The 3,738-nt window shown below is 46.3% G+C and carries 2 protein-coding genes; both read left to right on the top strand.

Going from position 1 to position 3,738, the window contains the following annotated elements:
• Positions 1–71: 71 nt before the first annotated feature.
• On the top strand, positions 72–1,274 hold the full coding sequence (coaBC, locus tag V7Z64_RS12285) for a bifunctional phosphopantothenoylcysteine decarboxylase/phosphopantothenate--cysteine ligase CoaBC (RefSeq protein WP_297989032.1): 1,203 nt from the start codon (positions 72–74) through the stop codon (positions 1,272–1,274).
• On the top strand, positions 1,271–3,685 hold the full coding sequence (priA, locus tag V7Z64_RS12290) for a primosomal protein N' (protein WP_297989029.1): 2,415 nt from the start codon (positions 1,271–1,273) through the stop codon (positions 3,683–3,685). The genes coaBC and priA overlap by 4 nt, the downstream gene beginning before the upstream one ends.
• Positions 3,686–3,738 lie beyond the last annotated feature (53 nt).

Below are 3,738 nucleotides of genomic sequence, written 5' to 3' on the forward strand. Positions count from 1 at the left end.
TAAACAATTTACGACAACCTAGTTTTAGGTTGTTATTTTTTTACAAATACCGTATGAAAGGGGCAACGTCGATGCTTCAACAAAAAAACGTTTTATTATGCGTGACAGGTGGCATTGCCGTATATAAAGCGGCAGCGCTCACAAGCAAACTTGTACAAGCGGGAGCGAACGTCAAAGTCGTCATGACCGAAGCTGCTCGCCAATTCGTTACACCACTTACGTTTCAAGCGCTATCCAAAAACGAAGTGTACGTCGATACGTTTGATGAAAAGAAGCCAGATGTCATTGCGCACATTGATTTAGCTGATTGGGCAGATGTCGTACTCGTTGCCCCTGCGACCGCAAACACGATCGCCAAACTCGCGCACGGCATAGCGGATAACATGGTCACAACCGTTTTACTTGCGACGAAAGCGCCGGTTTGGCTCGCGCCAGCAATGAACGTCCATATGTACGAACATTCGGCTGTACAGCAAAATATGCGTACGTTGCAGTCGTTTGGCTATCGCTTCATAGAACCGGCTGAAGGGCCGCTCGCGTGCGGCTATGTAGGCAAAGGGCGGTTAGAAGAGCCAGAAACGATTGTTTCGCTGCTTGAACAACATCTGGCGACAGAGGCGTTGTTGAAAGGAAAAAAAGTGCTCATAACCGCTGGCCCGACGCGCGAAAAGCTCGATCCTGTCCGCTTTTTCAGCAATCATTCAACAGGAAAAATGGGCTATGCGCTCGCCGAAGTAGCGCGCGACTTTGGTGCGGATGTCGTCCTCGTTTCGGGACCGACATCGCTTCCTAGCCCTGCTGGTGTAGACGTCGTTCGCGTGGAAAGCGCGCAACAAATGTATGAAGAAGTGATGAAGCATTTTCACGATAGTCATATCGTCATCAAAACAGCTGCCGTAGCGGACTATCGCCCGAAATATGTCGCTGATAATAAAATAAAAAAACAACAAGGGGATTATACGGTCGTGTTAGAGCGAACGATCGATATTTTACAAACGCTCGGCGAACAAAAAACGCATCAATTTTTAGTCGGTTTTGCGGCGGAGACGAACGATGTTGAACGATACGCAAAAGATAAGTTAGCGCGCAAAAACGCGGATATGATTGTCGCCAATAACGTCGTTCAAGAAGGGGCAGGTTTCGGGACAGATACAAATATTGTCACGATATTTAAACGGGACGGAACAGCAAAGCCGCTTCCGCTTTTACCGAAATCGGAAGTAGCAAAAGAAATTTTACGCGAAGTTTATAATGAAATTGAGGGACGCCTATGACGATCGCTTCTGTCATCGTTGACATTCCTGCGAGTCAAACCGATCGCCCGTTTGACTATATCATCCCAGCTGAACTCGTCGGCGTTGTGCAAGCCGGGATGCGTGTCACCGTGCCGTTTGGCGCTCGCTTATTACAAGGGTTTGTCATTGAAGTGAAAGAAACGACCGATATGCCGCTCGAACAGTTAAAGCCCATCCATTCTCTTTTTGACGTCGTTCCTGTCTTTCACGAGGAATTGCTTCAATTAGGGAAATGGCTTGCCGAAACGACGCTTTGTTTCATGGTGTCAGCATTTCAAGCGATGTTACCTGCGGCGATGAAAGCAAAATATGAGAAAGACATTCGTTTAATCGAGCGACATATATCGCTCGTCCATGAAGATGTACGGGCGCTATTTGGCGACCGCCTGACGATTCCGTGGAGCGAAGTTGAAAAAACACGATATGTACGCCTGTTACAAAAAGAAATTGCAAACGGTCATATTGAAGTCGTTTATCGTGTCGAAGAAAAAGGAAAAATAAAGAAGGAGAAGTGGGTTGAATTGTGTGGAAGTGACGAACATGTGACACGTATATTTACGTCGCTTCCAAAGCAATCGATCAAACAAAAACAAGTGCTTGAACGTTTGCTTACCGCACGCGCTTTACCGTTAAAACAGTTGTTGCATGAGACAAATAGCACTCGATCAACCGTTCAATCCCTCGTCAACAAACAGCTCGTTGTCGTAAAAGAGAAAGAAGTATATCGCGATCCGTATGCGAACCAATCATTTGCGAAAACAACGCCGCTCGCCTTAACGGATGAACAGCAACAAGCGCTACACGATATCGGACAAGCTATCGCGCAAGACGTTCACGACGTTTTTTTAATGTACGGTGTTACAGGAAGCGGAAAAACGGAAGTGTACATGCAAGCGATTGACCTCGTCCTAAAAAAAGGAAAAGAAGCCATTGTGCTCGTGCCTGAAATTTCGCTTACTCCGCAAATGGTGAAAAGGTTTAAAGAACGATTCGGCTCAAAAGTAGCCGTTTTGCATAGCGGCTTATCGCTTGGTGAAAAGTACGATGAGTGGCGAAAAATTCAGAGAAAAGAAGTACAACTTGTCGTAGGGGCACGATCGGCCATTTTCGCACCGTTTGAAAACATTGGCATCATCATTATTGATGAGGAACATGAAACGAGCTACAAACAAGAAGAGTCACCGCGCTATCACGCGCGCGATGTTGCTATTTTTCGCGGCCGCTATCATCGCTGCCCTGTCGTGCTCGGCAGCGCCACGCCATCACTTGAATCGTTTGCGCGTGCGAAAAAAGGGGTATACAAGCAAGTGACGTTAACGAAGCGCATGAACGATCATGCGCTCCCCCCTGTTGATATTGTCGATATGCGAGAAGAATTGCGAGCAGGGAATCGTTCGATGTTTTCCCGTCTTTTATTTGAAAAATTAACGGAGCGGTTACGAAAAGGAGAACAATCCGTCTTATTTTTAAATCGTCGTGGCTATTCATCTTTCGTGATGTGCCGTGATTGCGGTCATGTCATTCAATGTCCGCATTGCGACATCTCACTCACGTATCATCGCGTCCAACAGCAACTAAAATGCCATTATTGCGGTTATGAACAACGCATGTCTTCGCATTGCCCTGCTTGCCAAAGCGAGCATATTCGCTTTTTTGGGACTGGGACACAAAAAGTCGAAGAAGAATTAACAAAGCTTCTCCCCGAAGCGCGCGTCATTCGCATGGATGTCGATACGACGAGCCGAAAGGGAGCGCATGAACGATTGTTGAATGAATTTGGAGAAGGAAAAGCAGACATTTTACTCGGAACACAAATGATCGCCAAAGGGCTTGATTTTCCGAACGTTACATTAGTCGGTGTGTTAGCTGCTGACACGATGCTCCACGTGCCTGATTTTCGCGCGGCGGAAAAAACGTTTCAACTGTTGACGCAAGTGAGCGGAAGGGCAGGAAGGCATCATCTTCCTGGCGAAGTCGTTATTCAAACGTATACGCCAGAACATTACAGCATTCAGCTCGCTGCCGATCATCATTTTGAAGCATTTTATGAGCGTGAAATGATCAATCGGAAAAAGCATGGGTATCCGCCATTTTACTACTTAACGCTTATTACAGTAGCGCATCTTGATCCGCTCAAAGGAGTAAGTATAGCAGAGAAAATTGTTGCTCATTTGAAGAAACATTTATCCGATGAAGCGGTTGTGCTTGGACCAGTCGCTTCCCCGATTGCGCGCATGAACGATAGATATCGTTACCAATGCATGATAAAATACAAGCGGGAAGCGCACTTAACAACAGCGCTCCGCACGATCATTGAACATTATCAGCGTGAAATGGCGCGCGGCGATGTAACGATTACAGTCGATTTAAATCCATATATGATGATGTAGGAGGAACTGTTTTGGCTATTTTACCGATTGTGACTTATCCAGCACCTATTTTA

Source organism: Anoxybacillus sp. (genome assembly GCF_036834105.1).
In the GTDB taxonomy this organism is placed as follows: Bacteria; Bacillota; Bacilli; order Bacillales; family Anoxybacillaceae; genus Anoxybacillus.

Excerpts from the sequence above, each read along its gene's own strand:
- coaBC (WP_297989032.1), top strand. The coding sequence starts at position 72 with ATGCTTCAACAAAAAAACGTTTTATTATGCGTGACAGGTGGCATTGCC.
- priA (WP_297989029.1), top strand. The coding sequence starts at position 1,271 with ATGACGATCGCTTCTGTCATCGTTGACATTCCTGCGAGTCAAACCGAT.